The 22,092-nt window shown below is 61.8% G+C and carries 14 protein-coding genes and 1 other RNA gene; 10 read left to right on the top strand and 5 right to left on the bottom strand.

What is annotated here, in order from left to right; translation table 11 throughout:
• Window positions 1-13 precede the first annotated feature (13 nt).
• The 3 genes from xdhC to xdhA form a co-directional block, all read right to left on the bottom strand.
• Complete coding sequence (gene xdhC, locus ACLEJQ_RS24435; RefSeq protein ID WP_440799268.1) at window positions 14-850, bottom strand: xanthine dehydrogenase accessory protein XdhC; 837 nt, start codon at window positions 848-850, stop codon at window positions 14-16.
• A gap of 122 nt (window positions 851-972) precedes the next feature.
• Window positions 973-3,372 carry a xanthine dehydrogenase molybdopterin binding subunit gene (xdhB, locus tag ACLEJQ_RS24430; RefSeq protein ID WP_440799266.1) on the bottom strand — a complete coding sequence of 800 codons (2,400 nt, stop codon included), beginning with the start codon at window positions 3,370-3,372 and terminating at the stop codon, window positions 973-975.
• Window positions 3,365-4,819 (bottom strand): xanthine dehydrogenase small subunit, encoded by a 1,455-nt coding sequence (gene xdhA / locus ACLEJQ_RS24425; protein ID WP_440799264.1) that lies wholly within the window; start codon window positions 4,817-4,819, stop codon window positions 3,365-3,367. The genes xdhB and xdhA overlap by 8 nt, the downstream gene beginning before the upstream one ends.
• Before the next feature lie 366 nt (window positions 4,820-5,185).
• Between xdhA and ACLEJQ_RS24420 the strand changes: the two genes are divergently transcribed.
• The 7 genes from ACLEJQ_RS24420 to ACLEJQ_RS24390 all read left to right on the top strand — a co-directional run bounded on the left by ACLEJQ_RS24420 (window position 5,186) and on the right by ACLEJQ_RS24390 (window position 16,125).
• On the top strand, window positions 5,186-5,845 hold the full coding sequence (locus tag ACLEJQ_RS24420; RefSeq protein WP_440799262.1) for a GntR family transcriptional regulator: 660 nt from the start codon (window positions 5,186-5,188) through the stop codon (window positions 5,843-5,845).
• A gap of 1 nt (window position 5,846) precedes the next feature.
• Entirely contained in the window at window positions 5,847-9,335 is a 3,489-nt protein-coding gene (smc, locus tag ACLEJQ_RS24415; RefSeq protein WP_440799260.1) for a chromosome segregation protein SMC, read from the top strand.
• Window positions 9,336-9,545: 210 nt separating this feature from the next.
• Entirely contained in the window at window positions 9,546-10,388 is an 843-nt protein-coding gene (gene zipA, locus ACLEJQ_RS24410) for a cell division protein ZipA (protein ID WP_440799258.1), read from the top strand.
• A 250-nt stretch (window positions 10,389-10,638) separates the two neighbouring features.
• Window positions 10,639-12,996: an NAD-dependent DNA ligase LigA gene (gene ligA / locus ACLEJQ_RS24405; RefSeq protein WP_440799256.1), complete on the top strand. Its 2,358-nt coding sequence runs from the start codon at window positions 10,639-10,641 to the stop codon at window positions 12,994-12,996.
• A gap of 244 nt (window positions 12,997-13,240) precedes the next feature.
• Complete coding sequence (locus ACLEJQ_RS24400; RefSeq protein ID WP_440799254.1) at window positions 13,241-14,401, top strand: zinc-binding metallopeptidase family protein; 1,161 nt, start codon at window positions 13,241-13,243, stop codon at window positions 14,399-14,401.
• 726 nt (window positions 14,402-15,127) lie between these two features.
• An RNA gene (ffs, locus tag ACLEJQ_RS24395) (signal recognition particle sRNA small type) lies at window positions 15,128-15,224 on the top strand.
• Between the two features lie 250 nt (window positions 15,225-15,474).
• Complete coding sequence (locus ACLEJQ_RS24390; protein ID WP_440799252.1) at window positions 15,475-16,125, top strand: Pr6Pr family membrane protein; 651 nt, start codon at window positions 15,475-15,477, stop codon at window positions 16,123-16,125.
• Between the two features lie 104 nt (window positions 16,126-16,229).
• Here the strand turns inward: ACLEJQ_RS24390 and ACLEJQ_RS24385 are convergent, their stop codons facing one another.
• Window positions 16,230-16,544, bottom strand: coding sequence for a helix-turn-helix domain-containing protein (locus ACLEJQ_RS24385; RefSeq protein WP_440799250.1), 315 nt, complete (start codon window positions 16,542-16,544; stop codon window positions 16,230-16,232).
• Between the two features lie 330 nt (window positions 16,545-16,874).
• Here ACLEJQ_RS24385 and ACLEJQ_RS24380 point away from each other — a divergent pair, with 330 nt between their 5' ends.
• The gene (locus tag ACLEJQ_RS24380; RefSeq protein WP_440799248.1) at window positions 16,875-18,617 is read left to right on the top strand and encodes a putative bifunctional diguanylate cyclase/phosphodiesterase; all 1,743 of its coding nucleotides are present in this window, start codon (window positions 16,875-16,877) and stop codon (window positions 18,615-18,617) included.
• Here the strand turns inward: ACLEJQ_RS24380 and ACLEJQ_RS24375 are convergent.
• The gene (locus tag ACLEJQ_RS24375) at window positions 18,569-19,345 is read right to left on the bottom strand and encodes a substrate-binding periplasmic protein (RefSeq protein ID WP_440799246.1); all 777 of its coding nucleotides are present in this window, start codon (window positions 19,343-19,345) and stop codon (window positions 18,569-18,571) included. The genes ACLEJQ_RS24380 and ACLEJQ_RS24375 overlap by 49 nt on opposite strands.
• Before the next feature lie 143 nt (window positions 19,346-19,488).
• On the opposite strand from ACLEJQ_RS24375, the gene dnaX reads away from it, so the two are divergent.
• Complete coding sequence (dnaX, locus tag ACLEJQ_RS24370; protein WP_440799244.1) at window positions 19,489-21,555, top strand: DNA polymerase III subunit gamma/tau; 2,067 nt, start codon at window positions 19,489-19,491, stop codon at window positions 21,553-21,555.
• Between the two features lie 64 nt (window positions 21,556-21,619).
• Window positions 21,620-21,958 carry a YbaB/EbfC family nucleoid-associated protein gene (locus ACLEJQ_RS24365; RefSeq protein ID WP_003183512.1) on the top strand — a complete coding sequence of 113 codons (339 nt, stop codon included), beginning with the start codon at window positions 21,620-21,622 and terminating at the stop codon, window positions 21,956-21,958.
• Window positions 21,959-22,092: the final 134 nt, after the last annotated feature.

Genomic DNA, 22,092 nt, shown 5'->3' with positions numbered 1-22,092 from the left:
CTCGATTGAAGTATCAACGCTGGCTGCGGCGTGAGGCCGGCAGCAGCTTGGCGATGGGTTCGGCGCGTGAGGTGTGTTGGCCGAAATCCGCGTTATAGGTGGCGATGATTTCGCCGGCGATGGAGATGGCGATTTCCACAGGCAGCTTGCCTTTGACTTCGCCGATGCCCATCGGGCACCGCATGCGTTGCAGGGTGCCGCTGTCGAAGCCGCGGTCGCGCAGGCGGTGTTCGAACTTGACCCGTTTGGTCCTGGAACCAATCAGGCCGAAGTAGGCGAAATCGTTGCGCTTGAGGATCGCCGCGCTCAGTTCCAGGTCCAGCTGATGATTGTGGGTCATGACGATGCAGTGACTGCCCGCAGGCAACTCATCGACCTCATCCAGCGGTTCTTCGCTGATGATCTTGTGCACGCCGTGGGGCATCTGTTCGGGAAACTCGCTTTCCCGCGAGTCGATCCAGCGCACGCGACACGGCAGGCTCGCCAACAGTGGCACCAGCGCCCGGCCGACATGGCCGGCGCCAAACACGGCAATTTGTGCTTGCACCTGGCCCATCGGTTCGAACAGCAGCACTGTGACGCCGCCGCAGCACTGGCCCAGGCTGGCGCCGAGGCTGAAGCGCTCCAGATGGGTGTTCTGCTGGCCGCTGGCGAGCATTTGCCGGGCGATCTCCATGGCCTTGTATTCCAGATGTCCGCCACCGATGGTGTCGAACGTCTGGCTGGCGCTGATGACCATTTTCGAACCGGCATTGCGTGGGGTGGAGCCGAGCTCTTCGATGATTGTCACCAGCACGCAGGGTTCGCCGCGGGTTTGCAGGTCGGCGAGGGCGCTGATCCAGTTGTACATGTTCACCTCGACATCTCTTTTGTCTGTTCCGGCCTCATCGCGAGCAGGCTCGCTCCCACATTGGATCGGTGTTCCAAATACCCTGTGGGAGCGAGCTTGCTCGCGATCGGCCGCGCCGCGGTCTAGAGCGAAGTCACTTCGACTTCAGCTTCCTCAGCCTTGACCGCCTTCAACCCACGCATCTGCTCACACCCCCACAACACCCGCTCCGGTGTCGCCGGAGCATCGATCTTCGGCTGGTGTCGGTAATCCCCCAGACTCGCCACGGCGTCCTTGATGGCGCACCACGCGGCGATGCCGAGCATGAACGGCGGTTCGCCCACGGCCTTGGAGTGGAACACCGTGTCTTCCGGGTTCTTGCGGTTTTCCACCAGCCGGACCCGCAGGTCCAGCGGCATGTCGGCCACGGCCGGGATCTTGTAGCTGGCCGGGCCGTTGGTCATCAGCTTGCCCTTGTCGTTCCACACCAGCTCTTCCATGGTCAGCCAACCCATGCCCTGGATAAAGCCGCCTTCGACCTGGCCGATGTCGATGGCCGGGTTCAGCGAGGCGCCGACGTCATGGAGGATGTCGGTGCGCAGCATCTTGTACTCGCCGGTGAGGGTGTCGACGATGACCTCGGCGCAGGCCGCGCCAAAGGCGTAGTAGTAGAACGGCCGACCGCGGGCCTGGCTGCGGTCGTAGTAGATTTTCGGGGTCTTGTAGAAGCCGGTGCTCGACAGCGAGACCTGGGCGAAATACGCCTGTTGGACCAGCGCCTCGAAGGTCAGAATGTGATCGCGCACCCGCACATGGCCGTTGTGGAATTCCACGTCTTCTTCGCTGACCTTGTACTGGCGAGCGGCGAATTCCACCAGGCGCCGCTTGATGGTTTCGGCAGCATTCTGCGCGGCCTTGCCGTTCAGGTCGGCGCCGCTGGAGGCCGCGGTCGGCGAAGTGTTCGGCACCTTGTCGGTGTTGGTCGCGGTGATCTGCACCCGATCCATTTCCACTTGGAACACTTCGGCAACCACTTGCGCGACCTTGGTGTTGAGGCCCTGGCCCATCTCGGTGCCGCCGTGGTTCAGGTGGATGCTGCCGTCGGTATAGATGTGGATCAACGCACCGGCCTGATTCAGGAAGCTGGCGGTGAACGAAATGCCGAACTTCACCGGCGTCAGGGCCAGGCCCTTTTTCAGGATCGGGCTGCCTGCGTTGTAGCGACGAATCGCTTCGCGGCGCTCGGCGTATTGGCTGCTGGCCTCCAGTTCGGCGGTCATCTCTTCGAGCATGTTGTGCTCGACGGTCTGGTAGTAATGGGTGACGTTGCGCTCGGTCTTGCCGTAGTAGTTGACTTTGCGCACGGCCAGCGGATCGAGCCCCAGGTGCCGGGCGATGGCGTCCATCACCTCTTCGATGGCGACCATGCCCTGGGGGCCGCCGAAACCACGGTAGGCGGTGTTCGACGCGGTGTTGGTCTTGCAGCGGTGACCGTTGATGGTCGCGTCGCCCAGGTAATAAGCGTTGTCGGCGTGGAACATCGCCCGGTCGACGATCGAGGCCGACAGGTCCGGCGAACAACCACAGTTGCCGGCCAATTCCAGGGCGATGCCGTGCAAGCGGCCGGTGCTGTCAAACCCGACGTCGTACTCGATGTAGAACGGGTGGCGCTTGCCGGTCATCAGCATGTCTTCGACCCGGGGCAGGCGCATTTTGGTCGGCTGGCCGGTGAGGTGCGCGATCACCGCGCACAGGCACGCCGGGCTGGCGGCCTGGGTTTCCTTGCCGCCGAAGCCGCCGCCCATGCGCCGCATGTCCACCACGACCTTGTTCATGGATACGCCCAGCACCTCGGCCACCAGCTTCTGCACTTCGGTGGGGTTCTGGGTCGAGCAAAAGACCAGCATGCCGCCATCTTCGGTGGGCATCACCGAGGAAATCTGGGTTTCCAGGTAAAAATGCTCCTGGCCGCCGATGTGCAGCGAGCCCTGGATCCGATGCTCGGCGCTTGCCAGTGCTGCGGCCGAATCACCGCGTTGATGGGTGTGGCTGTCGAGCACGAAGTGCCGCTTGCGCAGGGCTTCGACCACATCCAGCACCGGTTCCAGGTCTTCATATTCGACGATGGCCGCCATTGCCGCCTTGCGTGCGGTTTCCAGGTCTTTGGCAGCGACCGCCAGCACCGGTTGACCGACGAACTGCACATCATCGATTGCCAGCAACGGATCACCCGGCAACAACGGCCCGATGTCCTTGAGGCCTGGAATATCTTCATGAGTAATGGCGATGCGCACGCCTTCGAAGGCGTAGCACGGCGCGGTATCGATGCGCAGGATTCGGGCATGGGCGCGGTCCGACAGCCGGGCATAGACGTGCAACTGATTGGGAAATTCCAGGCGGTCATCGATGTACTGCGCTTCGCCGGACACATGCTTGGCGGCGCTGTCATGCTTGACGCTGCGGCCCACGCCGGTGGTCAGGTCGCGGGCGAACAGCTCGGCCAGTTCGGCTTGGCTCTTTTCTACGGCGTGATGGTTAGACATAAGCGGTCACCCGAGTCTCGATGTACGGCGTTTGCAGTTCGATGAAGTATTTGCGCAGCAGGTTGCGGGCGCTGAGCAGGCGGTACTCCTTACTGGCGCGAAAGTCCGATAGCGGGGTGAAGTCGTCCGCCAGTGCGACGCAGGCGCGTTCCAGCGTGCTGTCGTTCCACTGCGCGCCAATCAATACCGCTTCACAATGCTTGGCACGCTTGGGCGTCGCCGCCATGCCGCCGAAGGCCACGCGGGCATCGCGGACCACGCCGTTGTCGATCCGCAAGTTGAATGCCGCGCACACCGCAGAAATATCATCGTCCAGGCGCTTGGACACCTTGTACGCGCGGAACGCCTGCTCGGCGCTGGCCCGGGGCACGATGATCTTCTCGATGAATTCGCTTTCCTGGCGGGCAGTGATCCGGTAGTCGATGAAATAGTCTTCCAGGGCGAGGGTGCGCCGGGTCTGGCCCTTGCACAGCACGATCTGTGCGCCGAGGGCGATCAGCAGGGGCGGGGAGTCGCCGATCGGCGAGGCGTTGCCGATGTTGCCGCCGAGGGTGCCCTGGTTGCGGATCTGCAACGAAGCGAAGCGCTGCAACAGTTCGCCGAAGTCCGGGTACTCGGCTTTCAGGGCTTCGTAGCAATCGGAGAGCGCAGTGGCGGCGCCGATTTCCAGGCGATCGTCGAAACGCTCGATGCGCTTGAGCTCGGCGACATTGCCCACATAGATCATCACCGGCAGGGTGCGGTGGAACTGAGTGACTTCCAGCGCCAGGTCGGTGCCGCCGGCCAGTAGCCGCGCTTGCGGATAAGCGTCGTAGAGGTCGGCCAGGTCGGCCACGGTCAGCGGCACCAGGCAGCGTTTGTCGCCGCTGTTGAGTTCACCGGTTTCGGTCGGGGCGATGGCCTTGAGGCGGACAATGGTCTCGGCTTCGCGGGCGTCGAACTGGTCGGGCTGTTTGCCGCAGCAGGCCTGCTCGGCGGCGGCCAGGATCGGCCGGTAGCCGGTGCAGCGGCACAGGTTGCCGGCGAGGGCTTCGTGGGCCTTGTGGGCGTCGGCGTGCTCGCTGTTCTTTTGCAGGGCGAACAGCGACATGACAAAACCGGGTGTGCAGAAGCCGCATTGCGAGCCGTGGCAATCGACCATTGCCTGCTGGACGCTGTGCAGCTGGCCCTGGTGCCTGAGGTCTTCGACTGTGATCAGTTGCTTGCCGTGCAGGGACGAAACGAAGGTCAGACACGAATTGAGGCTGCGATAGCGGATCCTCTCGCGGCCATTATGGTCGGCATGCAGTTCACCCACCACCACCGTGCAGGCACCGCAGTCGCCGCTGGCGCAGCCTTCTTTGGTACCGGATTTACCCACGTGCTCGCGCAAATAGTCGAGCACGGTCAGGTTCGGGTCCAGGGCGTGCTCGCTACGGAGTTCCTGGTTAAGTAAAAACTGGATCACGGAAGGCCTCGCAGACTCATTATTGTTGTTCGACGTGGACCGAATTTATCAGGTCTGACTTTTCGGTCAATGAATTTCTGACTTAAAGGTCAGGAAATTTCGGTTTGTCGATCAACTGGCATGTTCATTTAGTCAGTATGTACTCTCTGTGGGAGCGAGCCTGCTCGCGATAGCGGACGGTCTGTCGATACAGAGGTGGCTGGCATACCGCTATCGCGAGCAGGCTCGCTCCCACAGGTTTTCGGTTCAGGACGAGGGCTTTTTTGCTTATATCGTGCCAAAAACCCAGTGCAGGCCCTGCGCCATGACGTATCGAGTGCGCTACACTGCGCCGCTTGTGCAAATCGAAGAGTTTGAAGGAAATCCATGACGTTCAAGGCCCCGGACAGCCTCGCCGAGCAAATCGCCCATTACCTGGCCGAGCGCATCATTCGCGGCGAGATGAAGCCGGGCGAGCGCATCCAGGAGCAGAAGGTCACCCTGGCGCTCAACGTCAGCCGCGGTTCGGTCCGCGAGGCCCTGCTGATCCTGGAACGACGCCACCTGATCGCGATCCTGCCGCGCCGTGGCGCCCACGTCACCGAACTCACCGAACACAACGTGCGCAGCCTGTGCACGCTGATGAGCGAGCTGTACATCCTGCTGGGCAACGCCGTCGCCCAAGGCTGGCGCGAGACCGCCGACATGGCGCCGTTCGTGGCGATCCAGCAGCGCCTCAAGGACGCCTACGCACGCCAGGACATCCGTACCTTCGTCGATGAAAGCTTCAGCGTGATGCGCGCCGCCTATCCGTTTGCCAATAACCCGTACTTGCAGGAGACCGTCGAGAACCTGCAGCCGGCCATGAGCCGCGCTTACTTCCTGGCCCTGGAGCAGCGCAAGGCGGAAATGAACGAGTACCTGGAGTTGTTCCAGCGCCTGCTCGCCGCCGTGCTGGCCCGTGATTTGCCGCAGATCCGCAGCGTGCTGACGGCCTATGCCCAGCGCAGTTGCGATCTGGTGGTTTCTGCCCTGAAGAAGGCCTGACGTGCGACTCAAGTGCATCAAGCTGGCGGGGTTCAAGTCCTTCGTCGACCCGACGACGGTGAACTTCCCCAGCAACATGGCGGCCGTGGTCGGGCCCAACGGTTGCGGCAAGTCGAATATCATCGACGCCGTGCGCTGGGTCATGGGCGAGAGTTCGGCGAAGAACCTGCGCGGCGAGTCGATGACCGACGTCATCTTCAACGGTTCCACCAGCCGCAAGCCGGTGAGCCAGGCCAGCATCGAACTGGTGTTCGATAACTCCGACAGCACCCTGGTCGGCGAATACGCGGCCTACGCGGAAATTTCCATCCGTCGTAAAGTCACCCGCGACAGCCAGAACAGTTATTTCCTTAACGGCGCCAAATGCCGGCGCCGCGACATCACCGATATTTTCCTCGGCACCGGCCTCGGCCCACGCAGCTACTCGATTATCGAGCAGGGCATGATCTCCAAGCTGATCGAAGCCAAGCCCGAGGACCTGCGCAACTTCATCGAAGAAGCCGCGGGCATTTCCAAATACAAGGAACGGCGCCGGGAAACGGAAAACCGTATCCGCCGCACCCACGAGAACCTGGCGCGTCTGACCGACCTGCGCGAAGAACTCGAGCGCCAGCTTGAGCGCCTGCACCGCCAGGCCGAGTCCGCGAAGAAGTATCAGGAATACAAGGCCGAGGAGCGCCAGCTCAAGGCCCAGCTCTCGGCCTTGCGTTGGCAGGCGCTGAACGAGCAGGTCGGCCAGCGCGAGGCGATCATCGGCAACCAGGAGGTCAGTTTCGAAGCCTTGGTCGCCGAACAGCGCAATGCAGACGCCGCCATCGAGCGCCTGCGCGATGGGCACCATGACCTCTCCGAACGCTTCAATCTGGTGCAGGGGCGCTTCTATTCGGTGGGGGGCGACATTGCCCGGGTCGAGCAGAGCATCCAGCACGGCCACCAACGCTTGCGCCAGTTGCAGGATGATCTAAAGGAAGCCGAGCGGGCGCGTCTGGAAACCGAATCCCACCTGGGCCACGATCGCACGTTGTTGTTGACCCTGGGTGAAGAGCTGGAGCGGCTCACGCCGGAACAGGACATCACCAGTGCCGCCGCCGAGGAGGCCGCCGCAGCCCTGGAAGAGGCCGAGCTGACCATGCACGGCTGGCAGGAGCAATGGGACAGTTTCAACCTGGCCTCGGCCGAGCCGCGGCGTCAGGCTGAAGTCCAGCAGTCACGCATCCAGCAGTTGGAAACCAGCATGGAGCGCCTGGCCGAACGTCAGCGTCGCCTGGCCGAGGAGCGTGCGCTGCTGGCAGCGGATCCGGAAGACGCGGCGATTCTGGACTTGAGTGAGCAATTGGCGGCGAGCGAGGCCACGCTCGAAGACTTGCAGGCCAGTGAGGACGCCCAGGTCGAGCGCCTGGAGCAGTTGCGCCAGGCCTTGCAAGCGGCTTTGCACAACCAGCAGCAGGCCCAGGGCGAGTTGCAGCGGCTCAATGGGCGTCTGGCTTCGCTGGAAGCCTTGCAACAGGCGGCGCTGGACCCCGGCACTGGCACTGCCGAATGGCTGCGGGACCAGCATCTGGCCGAACGTCCGCGGCTGGCCGAAGGCCTGAAAGTCGATGCCGGCTGGGAGCTGGCGGTGGAAACCGTGCTGGGCGCCGACCTGCAAGCGGTGCTGGTGGACGATTTCGCGGGCTTCGACCTGTCGGGGTTCACCCAGGGCGACCTGCGTCTGCTCAGTCCGGCGGGCGATGGCGTGCGAGTGCCGGGCAGCCTGCTGGACAAGGTCGAGGCTCAGGTCGATTTGTCGCCGTGGCTGGGGCAGGTCAAACCAGTGGAAAGTCTCGAACAGGCGCTGGCCTTGCGCGGGCAACTGGCGGTGGGTGAAAGCCTGATCAGCCGTGACGGTTATTGGCTCGGCCGGCATTTCCTGCGCGTGCGCCGGGCCAGCGAGGCCGAGAGCGGCATGCTCGCCCGTGGTCAGGAGATCCAGCGCCTGGGCGAAGAACGCGAAGAACGCGAGGCCAGCGTCGAAGCCCTCGAATCCGAATTGCAGAACCTGCGGGCGCAACAGCGTCAACAGGAGAATGGTCGCGAGCATTTGCGTCGGCTGTTGCAGGACGAAGCGCGCCAGCAAGGCGAACTCAAGGCGCAGTTATCGGCCGGCAAGGCCAAGGTCGAACAACTGGCGCTGCGCCGTACGCGCCTCGACGAAGAAATCGCCGAGTTGGGCGAACAGCGGGCGCTGGAGCACGAACAGACCGGCGAAGCGCGCCTGCAATTGCAGGAAGCTCTCGACGCGATGGCGCTGGACACCGAGCAGCGCGAGCTGCTGCTGGCCCAGCGCGACAGCCTGCGTGAGCGCCTCGACCGGGTGCGTCAGGAAGCCCGGCAACACAAGGATCATGCCCACCAGTTGGCGGTGCGCCTGGGCTCGCTCAAGGCGCAGTACGACTCCACGCGCCAAGCGCTGGAACGACTGGAAATGCAGTCCGAGCGCCTGACCGAAAAGCGCGAACAGTTAAGCCTCAATCTGGAGGAGGGCGAGGCACCGCTGGAGGAATTGCGCCTCAAGCTCGAAGAACTGCTCGATAAACGCATGAGCGTCGATGAGGAACTCAAGACCGCGCAAATTGCCCTGGAAGACGCTGATCGCGAACTGCGCGACGCCGAGAAGCGCCGCAGCCAGGCCGAGCAGCAATCGCAACTGATTCGCGGCCAGATGGAACAGCAACGCATGGAATGGCAGGCACTGACGGTACGCCGCAAGGCCTTGCAGGACCAGTTACAGGAAGACGGCTACGACCTCAATGGCGTGCTGGCTACTTTGGTGGCCGGAGCGAATGAAAAAGACGCCGAGGACGAGCTGGAACGCATTGCCCAGCGCATTCAACGCCTGGGTGCCATCAATCTGGCCGCCATCGACGAGTACCAGCAGCAATCCGAGCGCAAGCGTTATCTGGACGCCCAGAATGACGATCTGGTGGAGGCCCTGGAGACTCTGGAAAACGTTATCCGCAAGATCGACAAGGAAACCCGCAACCGCTTCAAGGATACCTTTGATCAGATCAACGGCGGTTTGCAGGCACTTTTCCCGAAAGTTTTCGGTGGTGGTAGCGCTTACTTGGAACTGACGGGCGAAGATCTACTCGATACAGGGGTGACAATCATGGCGCGTCCTCCTGGAAAGAAAAACAGCACTATTCATTTGCTTTCCGGTGGCGAGAAGGCACTGACGGCCCTGGCCCTGGTGTTCGCCATCTTCAAGCTGAACCCGGCGCCGTTCTGCATGCTCGACGAAGTCGACGCACCTTTGGACGACGCTAACGTAGGCCGTTACGCGCGGCTGGTGAAGGAAATGTCTGAAACGGTGCAATTCATCTATATCACCCACAACAAGATTGCCATGGAAATGGCTGATCAGCTGATGGGCGTGACCATGCATGAACCGGGCTGCTCACGACTGGTGGCGGTGGATGTGGAGGAGGCCATGGCGATGGTGGACGCCTGACGCCGGCGGCGACTTCAAGGCGACCTAGTTTCGATCCGGTGGCTTGCCGCTTGTAGCTTGTGGCTGTCGGTCATGCTAGTTTAAGAACAATTTTTTTCTGTGCGTGGGCAAAAGGCCATTCAGAACATAGAGTTGGCGCCACGTTTTAAAGCGGTTTGCAATTAGCTAAACCCCTTATTTTTCAGCATTTTTATAGAGGCACGGGATTACATGGAAATCGGTCTGCGCGAGTGGCTGATCGTCATCGGCATCATTGTCATTGCCGGTATTCTTTTCGATGGCTGGCGTCGCATGCGCGGCGGCAAGGGCAAACTCAAGTTTCGCCTGGATCGCAGCCTGTCGAACCTGCCCGATGACGATGGCAATGCCGAACTGCTGGGCCCGCCCCGCGTGCTGGAAACCCACAAGGAGCCGCAGCTGGATGAGCACGACTTGCCGTCGGTGAGCGCGCCGGTGCGCGAGCCGCGCGAGTCCGGCTCCAAACGCGGCAAGCGCGGCAGCGAGCCGTCTCAGGGCGACCTCAACCTGAACCTGGACCTGGACGGCGGCCCGAGCTTCAGCAGCCGCGACGACTTCCCGGATGAGAATAAAACTTCGAGCGCCGACAGAGACCAGGCCCAGGCTGAAGAAGTGCTGGTCATCAGCGTGATCTGCCGCGATCCGGCCGGCTTCAAGGGCCCGGCGCTGCTGCAGAACATCCTGGAAAGCGGCCTTCGTTTCGGCGAGATGGACATTTTCCATCGTCACGAAAGCATGGCGGGTAATGGCGAGGTGCTGTTTTCCATGGCCAACGCGGTCAAGCCAGGCGTGTTCGACCTGGACGACATCGATCATTTCAGCACTCCGGCGGTGAGCTTCTTCCTCGGTTTGCCTGGCCCGCGTCATCCCAAGCAGGCCTTCGACGTGATGGTGGCCGCGGCGCGCAAGCTGTCCCAGGAGCTCAACGGCGAACTGAAGGATGACCAGCGCAGCGTTCTGACCGCCCAGACCATCGAGCATTATCGCCAGCGCATCGTCGAGTTCGAGCGCCGGGCACTGACCCAGAAGCGCTGAGGCTGCCGACAGGCGAGGAGCTTTTTTGTGGCGAGGGAGCTTGCTCCCGCTGGGCTGCGCAGCAGCCCTTGACGGTTTCATGCCATAGTTGAGATCGGTTGTTGAGATCGGAATCAGGGTCGCTCCGCGACCCAGCGGGGGCAAGCTCCCTCGCCACAGGTTCTGCGTTCGGCCGGTCCAGGTTCGACTTGCCGATGAGATTAGAAATTGAGCAGCCTCGGCTGCTCTTTTGCTTTATGAGAGAACACCTATGAATGCCGTTGAAACCCGCATCCTAGAGCTGCGCACCGAGCTGGATCAGCACAACTACCGCTATCACGTTCTCGACGAACCGAGTATCCCGGACGCCGAGTACGACCGCCTGTTCCACGAACTCAAGGCTCTGGAAGAACAGCATCCAGAACTGGTGACCAGCGATTCGCCGACCCAGCGGGTCGGTAGCATGGCACTGTCGGCGTTCAGTCAGGTGCGCCATGAGATTCCGATGCTCAGCCTGGGTAACGCTTTCGACGAAACCACGATGCGCGAATTCGACCGCCGGGTGACCGAAGGTCTCGACCTGCCGCTGGGCGACTTGCTGGGCGGTGGCGCGGCGGTGGAGTACAGCTGCGAGCCGAAACTCGACGGCCTGGCGGTGAGCCTGTTGTACCAGGACGGTCTGCTGGTGCGCGGTGCGACCCGTGGTGACGGCACCACCGGCGAAGACATCAGTGTCAACGTGCGCACCGTGCGCAACATCCCCCTCAAGCTCCAGGGTAGCGGCTGGCCGCCGCTGTTGGAGGTGCGCGGCGAGGTGTACATGTCCAAGGCCGGTTTCGAGCGTCTCAACGCCACGCAGCTGGAGGCGGGCGGCAAGACCTTCGCCAACCCGCGCAACGCGGCCGCCGGCAGCCTGCGCCAGCTGGACTCGCGGATCACCGCCAACCGACCGTTGGAATTCTGCTGCTACGGCATCGGTCAGGTCACGGCGGACATTGCCGATACGCACATCGGCAACCTCAAGCAGCTCAAGGCCTGGGGCATGCCCATCAGCCGCGAACTGAAGCTGGCCCACGGCATCGATGAGTGCCTGGATTATTACCGCGACATCGGCGAGCGGCGCAACGCGCTGCCCTATGAAATCGATGGCGTCGTGTTCAAGGTCAACAGCATCGCCTCCCAGCGCGAACTGGGCTTCCGCGCCCGGGAGCCGCGCTGGGCGATCGCTCATAAATTCCCGGCCAGCGAAGAGCTCACCGAATTGCTCGATGTCGAGTTCCAAGTCGGTCGTACCGGCGCGGTCACGCCCGTGGCGCGCCTGAAGCCAGTGAAAGTCGCCGGGGTGACCGTGGCTAACGCCACGCTGCACAACATGGACGAAGTGGCGCGCCTGGGCCTGATGATCGGCGACACGGTAATCATCCGCCGTGCCGGGGATGTGATCCCGCAAGTGGTACAAGTGGTCACCGAACGCCGTCCGCAAAACGCTCGCGTCGTGCACGTGCCACAGCAGTGCCCGGTCTGTGGCTCCCATGTGGAACGCACGCAGTTGATCAAGCGCAGCAAGGGCCGCGAGACGGTCAGCGAAGGCGCGGTGTACCGCTGCGTCGGGCGCCTGGCCTGCGGTGCGCAACTCAAGCAGGCGATCATTCATTTCGTCTCGCGCCGGGCCATGGACATCGAAGGGTTGGGCGAGAAGAGCGTCGAGCAGTTGGTCGATGAGGGCTTGGTGGGCTCGCCTGCCGACTTGTACGCCCTGACTTTCGAGCAGGTGGTAGACCTGGAGGGGTTTGCCGAACTGTCGAGCAGGAATCTGCTGGCGGCCATCGTCGACAGCAAGCAGCCGAGCCTGGCGCGCTTCATCTATGCCCTGGGCATCCCGGACGTCGGTGAGGAAACCGCCAAGGTCCTGGCTCGCTCCCTGGGGTCGCTGGAACGGGTGCAGGCGGCGTTGCCGCAAGTGCTCACCTACTTGCCGGACGTCGGCCTGGAAGTGGCTCACGAGATCCACAGTTTCTTTGAGGACCCGCATAACCGTCAGGTGATCAAGGACCTGCTGCGCCATGGCCTGGAGATCCAGGACCAGGGCGAGTTGGGCGCCGAATTCTCCGCCAGCACCACTCTGGGCGGTTTCCTCGACAAACTGAATATTCCTTCGGTCGGACCGGGGGGGGCGCAGAAGCTGGCGGACAAGTTCGGCTCACTCGAAGCAGTCATGAGTGCCGACTGGCTGGACATGCGTCAGGCGCTGCCGGAGAAACAGGCCAACGCTGTTCGCGAGTTCTTCGCCGTCGAAGCCAACCGCCAGCAGGCCGAGGCCGCGGAGCAACAGCTGCGCGATTTCGGCATGCACTGGCAGAGCGAAAAGAAAGTCGTCGAAGGCCTGCCCGAGGCCGGGCACACCTGGGTGCTGACCGGTTCGCTGGAACTGATGAGTCGCGACGTCGCCAAGGACAAGCTGGAGAGTCTCGGGGCCAAGGTGGCCGGTTCCGTGTCGGCGAAGACCCACTGCGTGGTGGCCGGGCCGGGCGCGGGCTCGAAGCTGACCAAGGCTAACGAGCTGGGCGTCAAGGTGTTGGATGAAGAAGCCTTCGTCGCGTTTTTGGGCGGGCATGGCATAACGGTCTAGGCGCGGGACATTCCCTGGCATTGCCCAGGCCTCTTGTGGCGAGGGAGCTTGCTCCCGCTGGTCGGCGCAGCGGCCCCAATCGGGACCGCACATATATCCAGGCATACCGCGCCAACCGGTTTTACGACGGCTGCGCCGCCGAACGGGAGCAAGCTCCCTCGCCACGGTTGTTTGCAGTGCCGGTTTTGGGAACGAACGAGAAGTGGCAACGATCTAGTCTTGCAGACTCCAGGGAGAGATCGCCATGTACCGGTTCTTCGAACAACTGAGTTCGCGCATTGCTGCCCCTTTCCTGGGGGATCGTTCGCGTAACAGCAAGGTCTGGCCGTGTCGTTGCGGTCAGTCCCTGTTCTTCCGCAACAGCCAGTGCCTGGCCTGTCTGGCGATGCTGGGCTATCAGCCGCAGGAAAGTCGTCTGTCGTCCCTGCAACCGGGCAACCAGCCTGGCACCTGGACATTGGACGTCGACCCCGAGGCCGGGCTGTTTCGCCGCTGCGCCAACCTCGACATGCCGGCGGCGTGCAACTGGCTGCTGCCGGCCAACGAGCACGAGACCTTGTGCATCGCCTGTCGCCTGAACCGCACCATTCCCGACCTGTCGATCCCGGAAAACCCTGAACGCTGGCGCAAGGTCGAAACCGCCAAACGCCGGCTGGTGGCGCAATTGATTACCCTGGGGTTGCCGGTCATTCCGAAAACCGTCGATGAAGACACCGGCCTGGCGTTCGATTTCATCGGGGCCGACCCCGACGGCAAACCGCCGACCACGGGCCATGCCAGCGGCCTGATTACCCTGGACATCCAGGAGGCCGACGATGCCCACCGCGAACATGTGCGCCAGCAGATGCGCGAGCCGTATCGCACCTTGCTCGGGCATTTTCGGCATGAGGTTGGGCACTATTATTGGGATCGGCTGATCGCCAACAGCCACTGGCTCGACGCGTTTCGCGGCTTGTTCGGCGACGAGCGCGCCAGTTATTCCGAGGCCTTGCAGCGGCACTACCAGCAAGGCGCCCCGCAGGATTGGCAAACCCGATACGTCAGCGCCTACGCCACCATGCACCCTTGGGAAGACTGGGCCGAAACCTGGGCGCACTACCTGCACATGATGGATGCGGTGGATACCGCCCTGGGTTTTGGCATGAGCGCCCGGGAATTGGATTTCGACTACCAGCCGTTTCCTCCCCAGACCCTGTTCGACCCGGAACACGTCGGCGGCGCTGCATTCCTGTCCTTCGTCAACGCCTGGATCGAACTGGCTGGCATGCTCAACGAACTGTCCCGCAGCATGGGCCAGCCGGATTTTTATCCTTTTGTCCTGCCGGCGGCGGTGATTACCAAGCTGCATTTCATTCACTTGGTGATTCAGGAAGAGGGGGGACGGGCGGATGAGGTGTTGTTGTGATTTTTCCGGCGGAGAATGTCTGAGTCGTCGGTCCCGTAGTCGGTGCTCACTGGCTTCTCAGTGAAATTGATTCCGTTTGTTTGATGGCGTTTCGTGTTTGAGCTTCTCCGTTACCATGAGGCCGCCATGGATGATGGCGAATTCATTAAGGAAGATGTTATGAAACACGAAGAGCTTGATAAGACGTCAGTAGTTCCCAATGCCCCGCGCCGCCTTTCCCAGGCTGGACAAACTCGTTACGCAATCATATTGGCCTGGCAGATCCCGGATAACGTCCGGCCCGACCAGGTTGCCGCTCACACGTTCCGGGTATCGGCAGTGGCGACGGGGCAGGTGCAATCTGTCCCTGCAACGAGGGTGCGACCGGACAGTCGTGGTTGGTATCGCCATGAGATAAGCGTCAGTGGTGGCGTTCGACCGGTTTCTTTCAATGTCCAGGTCCGGACCCAGGCAACCACTGGCGCCTATGGTCCGTTCTGTCCGGTAGTCGTTTGTAGTACTTCGTCTTGACGGGTCGGTAATGCTCGCGACGTAACCGGGCCGCATCATTTTGTTCGCTGTGGGAGCAGGGGCGCGGTTAGCCCCGTCCCTGCTCGATTCGTCCTGCTCCTATGACAAGTGCTTGAACATCTTCGGTTTTTTTATCCGCCGCGAACGGTTGTAACTTCTTGTCAGATAGGTACAATGGCGCGGCTCGCCGTCAGGCGGGCGTCGTTATGGTGACCCCATCGGTCCCCCCGCAACGATTACCCGTGAACCTGGTCAGATCCGGAAGGAAGCAGCCACAGCGGGAACATTGTGTGCCGGGGTGTGGCTGGTGGGGTTGCCTCCATAACGCTGACTCATCGGTCCTCGATGGGTATCTCTCAAAAAAATTCTTGAAATGTCAGCCCGAGCGATAGAAACCTGTCGGTCGGAACGCATGATCACGACCGTTGATCGGCTCTGTCATTTCTGACAGTAGATCTCAATATCGATCCCTCCTACGGTCTGCTCGACAGGCAGCCTGTTTCATGAGTGCCAATCTTTGGCACTTCGCAGTCGCAGCTGCCACGTAGCCGGAGGGCAGCGTGATGAGCGACGACATGGTGTTAACGCAAGGCAGGGGTGGCTCGGCTGTAAAGATCGCGGCGGCGCTGGGTTGGTTTGCCTTGCTGCTCCAGCTCTACCTGATCCTGATGTCGCGCTGGCAGGGCGAGAAGAGTCTGCTGGGCGGGTTGGATATCTTTTTCAGTTACTTCACGGTGCTGACCAACATCCTGGTGGCAGTGGTGCTGACCTATGCAGCGACGACGGGGGATTCGGCGTTGCGGCGCTTTTTCCTCCGCATCTCGACCCAAGGCGGCGTGGCCGCTGCCATCGTCCTGGTCGGGCTGGCCTACAACCTGCTGTTGCGCGATGTGTGGGATCCCCAGGGCCTGCAGTGGCTGGCCGACGAGTTGCTGCACGACGTGATGCCCATCGTGTTCGTCGTTTATTGGTGGTTCTGCGTGCCCAAGGGGCTGCGCTGGAGTAATGTCTGGCCGTGGTTGCTTTATCCGCTGGCTTATTTCATCTATGCGCTGGTACGCGGTTACCTGGTCGACTCCTATCCCTATCCTTTCATAGACGTGAACGGGCTGGGTTATTCGCAGGTACTGGTCAACGCCTTGATGGTGCTGGTGGGGTTCGTGGTAGTGTCGCTGGTGGTGATTGCGGTGGATCGGGCGAAAGGGGAGCGCTGACTGTCCGCGTCGCAGTACTTCAGCTGGAAGTCACGTCGGTTGGCATGCCGCTATCGTCGGATCGCCGCCCGGAGCAGGCTCGCTCCACCGGTCTTTTATCGATCTCAAGACTTGGAAAGTGCTTGGTCTACCGCCGCGATCAGCTTCCCCAGGTCCTTCGGCATGGCTTTATGGATGACGTTGAACAGGTACGCTCGCTGTTCGTCTTCATCGCTCATGTCGGCGAAAAAGGCTTTCATCTGCACATCCAGCACCTTGGCAAGGAGGCACAAGGCTTCGATGCTGGGGATGTAGGCGCCGGTTTCGAAGCGGCTGATGGTTTTGGGGTCAAAACCGGTTTTTTCGCCAAGTTCAGCCTGAGTCAGCCCGGCTACTTTACGGTAGCGTCTGATGGCTGTACCCAAGCTTGAAATTTGCATCGCTCAATTCCCATTTAGAATCAAGAACTTAACGATAGATTTTTGCATTAGGCAACCGCATGTTCCATCACCTTGCTTTGCAAAATGTGATGCGTTTCGTAGAATCGGCCTTTGGCACGGGTGTTTGGTGACGTATTTCAGACGCCAGAAAGATGAAAAGGTTGGGTCTGTCATGAATGAAAGACACCCGGCCCCAGCCTGGCCTGCTGATTAAACCGGTCGGATCCGTGTCTTACACGTTTCAAGTGTCTGAGCCCTGTTGATTTCGTCTCTCTCGGGAGACAGCAACCGCGTGCGACAAATGGGCCTGACTCATGGATGACCGCTTCGATGGATAAGAAGTACCGCAGAGCCGTTGACGCCGCCGCGATTTTCTCGGAAACCGACCTGGACGGGCGGATCACTTACGTCAACGACCAGTTCTGTCAGCTTTTCGGCTACCGGCGCGACGAGCTGCTGGGTGCCAACCATCGCCTGCTCAATTCAGGGCAGCACCCTTCAGAGTTCTTCAGCGCCATGTGGCGCACCATTACCCTGGGACAGATCTGGAAAGGCGAGATCTGCAATCGAGCCAAGGACGGGACGCTGCATTGGGTCGATACGACATTGGTACCGGTCATCGATGATGTCACCGGGCTCATCGAGCGTTACCTGGCGATTCGCTTCGATGTCAGCGAAAAGCGCCGGTTGCTGCATTCACTGCAATGGCAGGTCGGGCACGACATGCTGACCGGCTTGCCAAATCGCACTTATCTGTCGGAGCTTCTGGATCAGGCCCTGGAGTTTTCCCGGGTGGAAAACTTTCCCCTGGCGGTGTGCATGCTCGACCTCGACGGTTTCAAAGCCGTGAACGACAGTCATGGTCACGCTACCGGTGATCGACTGCTGGTTGAAGTCGCCCGGCGCCTGCGCAGTATTGTGCGAGGCGAGGATGTGGTGGCGCGGCTGGCGGGGGATGAGTTCGTGCTGGTGTTGCGCCATGTGCGGGGGCAGGAGGAATTGCACGGCGCGTTGAACCGTGTGTTGATTGCTGTCTCGATGCCCTATGCCATCGACGGTAAAACCATCAAGGTCTTCGCCAGCATCGGCGTCACGCTGCATCCCTGGGACAACGAGGACGCCGAGACTCTGTTGCGTCACGCCGACCAGGCGATGTACGTGGCCAAGCAGAGTGGTCGCAACCGCTTCCATGTGTTCGATGTGTCTCGGGACAAAGAGGTGCGGGCCACGTACCAGTCCGTCGAACGGGTCCGCCAGGCATTGGCCGATGACGAGTTGCGGCTGCATTTCCAGCCCAAGGTGAATATGCGCAACGGCAGCGTGGTCGGTCTCGAGGCGTTGCTGCGCTGGCGTCATCCGCAGCGTGGCCTGGTACCGCCACGGGAATTCCTTCCGTTGGTGGAGCAGACCGACCTGATCGTCGAGATCGGCGAGTGGGTCATGGAGCAGGTCATGACCCAGTTGCAGCGCTGGCAACAGGCGGGGCAGGGCTGGCCGGTAAGTATCAACATTTCGGCCCGCCATTTTCAGCGCACCGACTTTGTCGAGCGGTTGCAACAGGTGCTGGAACGCCACCCGAGCGTGTCGCCGCGCATGCTGGATCTGCAGATCGTCGAATCCGTCGCCGTGGAAAATCTCGCGCATGTCAGCGCCTGCCTGCAAGCGTGCCAGGCCTTGGGCGTGGGATTTTCGCTGGGTGGCTTCGGCACCGGCCACTGTTCCCTCAATGACCTCAAGCACCTGCGTACGCAAACCATCAAGATCGACAAGACCTTTGTTCGCGATATTCTCAAGGATCAGGATGACTTGGCCCTGACCGAAGCTGTCATTGGCCTGGCACGGGCGTTTGGCCGCGCAGTGGTAGCCGAGGGCCTGGACAGCCTGGAGCATGGCCAACTGCTGCTGCGCCTGGGATGCGAGATCGCCCAAGGTTATTTCATCGCTCGCCCGATGCCTGCCGAGCAAGTGCCTGGTTGGGCCACCGGGTACGTTGCGCCGCCGCAATGGCAGCAACGCGCTGTTGTTCAGGGCGAGCGGGCGCCAGCCCCGGACTCGGTATCGCGGCCGGTGTAGAGCTGGATGATCGCGTCGATTTCCCCCGATGCCTTCATGTCGGACAAGGTTTGCAATATGCGCTGCGCCGGAATGTTCGGGTCGTTGCGTATATAGCAGCTCAGCTCCTGTTCTTGCAGAACGGCCACTGGATGCAGTTGCTGGTCGGCGCTATGCCGTTGGTTGAACCAGTCCAGTGCCCATTGATTGGACACGCCATAGCGATAGCGGCCGGCCAGCAATTTTGCCAGCACCTGCTCCTGGCTGCGGGCATCGTCGCGACGCAGTTGGCCGTTATCGAACAGGGACTGCAATGTCGGGTAGCTATAGCCGAGCACGGTGCCGATGGGTTGTTGCCCCAGCATCGCAGGCACTACTTTCGACGGCGTGCCTGGCGCGCCGACCAGCAGGTCGCGCTGGAAGAACAGCGGGCCGCTCCACAGATAATCATCCCGGTCACTCACCCAGGCCGGGCTGACATAGCAGCGCATGTCGACTTCCCCGTGTTTCATCGCCCCGTCCAGCCGGGCGCGGGACAGGACATGGAACTGGGCCGGCATCCCGACCTGAGTCGCCAGGCTGACGAGGAGATCGGGAATGATGCCCTGGGTCGGCCGGCCCCGTTCGATCTGCACCATGGGCATGGCCCAGCCATCGGTCACGGCGATTCGCAACGGCATTTCTTCGGCAAAACATTCGGCAAAACAACCTGTCCCCAGTAATAACAATGCCCCCATCGCCGAACGCATACACTCTCCTGACTGTGCAAAACCCTGTCGACAACCCAATTGCTGAACCCATCTTAGTCAGATTAGACGAGCACACCGGATGCAATTTCGCCCCTGCTCCGCTAGCATTAGCCGCTTCTGCTTTCCAGTGGCGACGGTTTTCGATGAGTTATCAGGTTCTTGCACGTAAATGGCGCCCGCGCTCGTTCCGCGAAATGGTCGGCCAGACCCATGTGCTCAAGGCTCTGATCAATGCCTTGGACAGCCAGCGGCTGCACCATGCGTATTTGTTCACCGGTACTCGTGGCGTGGGCAAGACCACCATTGCGCGCATCATTGCCAAATGCCTGAACTGTGAAACCGGTATCACTTCGTCGCCGTGCGGTGAGTGTTCGGTCTGCCGGGAAATCGATGAAGGGCGCTTCGTCGACCTGATCGAGATCGACGCCGCCAGCCGCACCAAGGTCGAAGATACCCGCGAATTGCTCGATAACGTGCAGTACGCGCCGAGCCGTGGGCGCTTCAAGGTCTACCTGATCGACGAAGTGCACATGCTTTCCAGCCACTCCTTCAATGCGCTGCTCAAGACCCTCGAAGAACCGCCGCCCTACGTCAAGTTCATCCTGGCGACCACCGATCCGCAGAAACTTCCGGCAACGATTTTGTCGCGCTGCCTGCAATTCTCCCTGAAGAACATGACGCCGGAGCGGGTCGTCGAGCATTTGACCCATGTGCTGGGCGTCGAGAATGTCCCGTTCGAAGACGACGCGCTGTGGCTGCTGGGCCGCGCCGCCGATGGTTCGATGCGCGACGCCATGAGCCTGACCGACCAAGCCATTGCCTTCGGCGAAGGCAAGGTCATGGCCGCTGATGTACGGGCGATGCTCGGTACCCTGGACCACGGCCAGGTCTATGACGTCCTGCACGCGCTGATCGAAGGCGACGCCAAGGCGTTGCTCGAAGCCGTGCGGCACCTGGCCGAACAGGGCCCGGACTGGAATGGCGTGCTCTCGGAGATTCTCAACGTGCTGCACCGGGTCGCCATCGCCCAGGCCTTGCCGGAGGGTGTCGACAACGGCCACGGTGATCGCGACCGGGTATTGGCCCTGGCCCGGGCGCTGCCAGCCGAGGATGTGCAATTCTACTACCAGATGGGCCTGATCGGCCGTCGCGACCTGCCGCTGGCTCCGGATCCGCGGGGCGGCTTCGAAATGGTCCTGCTGCGCATGCTGGCGTTCCGACCGGCCGATACGGCGGACGCGCCGAGGCAGGCGCTAAAGCCAGTGGGGATCAGCCAGGCCACAGCTGATTCCGCCAGGCCAGTGGCTGCCGCGCCCGTGGTTGCGCCGGCAGTGGCTACGGCCCCGGTAGCGCCGGCGGCTGTTGTTGCGCCTGAGCCGGAGCCCGGCCTTGAGCCCGAGCCCGAGCCTTGCGTTGACACAGTATCCGAGCCTGTCGTGGCGGAGGTCATCGATCTGCCCTGGAACGACCCGGTCGAGCCCGAGGTTATCCAGCAACCGGCGGTAGAGCCTGTATTGGAAACCATTGCCGAGCAGCCAGAGTTGCCGCCGATGCCGCTGCCGACGCCTGACAGCGTGGTGCCCGATGCGCCGGAGTGGGTTGCCGCACCCGTGCCCGAGCCGACGGTGGCCGAGGTCGAGCATGCCACGCCGGGCATGGACCTGGACGACGAGCCGCCGCTGGACGAGGACTACATTGAGCCAGACATGGATTCGGCGTACAGCTATCTCGACGACCTCGCCAGTGAGCACGCCGCCGAGCCAGCGCCGGAGCCCGAGCCGGAACCGGCGGCGATGCCGGCCACCGGGTTGGCCCTGCAATGGCTGGAATTGTTCCCGAAGCTGCCGATCACCGGCATGACCGGCAGCATTGCCGCCAACTGCACGCTGATCTCGGTAGAAGGCGACCATTGGCTGTTGCACCTGGACCCGGCCCACAGCGCGCTGTTCAACGCGACCCAACAGCGGCGTCTCAACGACGCGCTGAACCAGTACCATCAGCGCACCCTGACGCTGAGCATCGAGTTGATCAAGCCTGAGCAGGAGACCCCGGCCCAGGCGGCCTCCCGGCGTCGTGCCGACCGCCAGCGCGAGGCCGAGGACTCGATCCACAGTGATCCGTTCATCCAGCAGATGATGCAGCAGTTCGGTGCGGTGGTCCGCCACGATACTATCGAACCTGTCGAGGCCCCGGTCACCCAGGGCTCATAACTGAAAGCGCCGGGCCATATGGGCCGGGCGCGGTGTTTATCCACGTACTTTCGAGGTGATTCCCATGATGAAAGGTGGCATGGCCGGCCTGATGAAACAGGCGCAGCAGATGCAGGAAAAAATGGCCAAGATGCAGGAAGAACTGGCCAACGCCGAAGTCACCGGCAAGTCCGGCGGCGACATGGTGACCGTGGTCATGACCGGTCGTCATGACATCAAGCGCGTCAGCATCGACCCGAGCGTGGTCGAAGGCCTGAGCGAAGACGACAAGGAGATGCTCGAAGCCTTGTTCGCCGCCGCTGTCAACGATGCGGTGCGCAAGATCGAAGCCAACAGCCAGGACAAGATGTCCGGCATGACCGCCGGCATGCAACTGCCACCGGGCATGAAACTGCCGTTCTGATTCGCCATCCCGGTCGGGATGGGCTACACCCAATGCCAGGCATCGCGCCTGGCATTTTTGTTTCTGCTCCAGATAAGGTGGCGGCAGTGACATCGCCATCGCGAGCAGGCCCGCTCCCACAATGGATCGAATGC

The organism is Pseudomonas sp. SMV71, assembly GCF_052042015.1.
GTDB lineage: Bacteria > Pseudomonadota > Gammaproteobacteria > Pseudomonadales > Pseudomonadaceae > Aquipseudomonas.
This window is presented reverse-complemented; position numbering and strand designations above follow the sequence as displayed.

Bases quoted from the DNA above. Each gene is read 5' to 3' on its own strand.
- xdhC (WP_440799268.1), bottom strand. From the start codon at position 850: ATGTACAACTGGATCAGCGCCCTCGCCGACCTGCAAACCCGCGGCGAA.
- xdhB (WP_440799266.1), bottom strand. From the start codon at position 3,372: ATGTCTAACCATCACGCCGTAGAAAAGAGCCAAGCCGAACTGGCCGAG.
- ACLEJQ_RS24420 (WP_440799262.1), top strand. From the start codon at position 5,186: ATGACGTTCAAGGCCCCGGACAGCCTCGCCGAGCAAATCGCCCATTAC.
- zipA (WP_440799258.1), top strand. From the start codon at position 9,546: ATGGAAATCGGTCTGCGCGAGTGGCTGATCGTCATCGGCATCATTGTC.
- ligA (WP_440799256.1), top strand. From the start codon at position 10,639: ATGAATGCCGTTGAAACCCGCATCCTAGAGCTGCGCACCGAGCTGGAT.
- ACLEJQ_RS24400 (WP_440799254.1), top strand. From the start codon at position 13,241: ATGTACCGGTTCTTCGAACAACTGAGTTCGCGCATTGCTGCCCCTTTC.
- ACLEJQ_RS24390 (WP_440799252.1), top strand. From the start codon at position 15,475: ATGAGCGACGACATGGTGTTAACGCAAGGCAGGGGTGGCTCGGCTGTA.
- ACLEJQ_RS24385 (WP_440799250.1), bottom strand. From the start codon at position 16,544: ATGCAAATTTCAAGCTTGGGTACAGCCATCAGACGCTACCGTAAAGTA.
- ACLEJQ_RS24380 (WP_440799248.1), top strand. From the start codon at position 16,875: ATGGATAAGAAGTACCGCAGAGCCGTTGACGCCGCCGCGATTTTCTCG.
- ACLEJQ_RS24375 (WP_440799246.1), bottom strand. From the start codon at position 19,345: ATGCGTTCGGCGATGGGGGCATTGTTATTACTGGGGACAGGTTGTTTT.
- dnaX (WP_440799244.1), top strand. From the start codon at position 19,489: ATGAGTTATCAGGTTCTTGCACGTAAATGGCGCCCGCGCTCGTTCCGC.
- ACLEJQ_RS24365 (WP_003183512.1), top strand. From the start codon at position 21,620: ATGATGAAAGGTGGCATGGCCGGCCTGATGAAACAGGCGCAGCAGATG.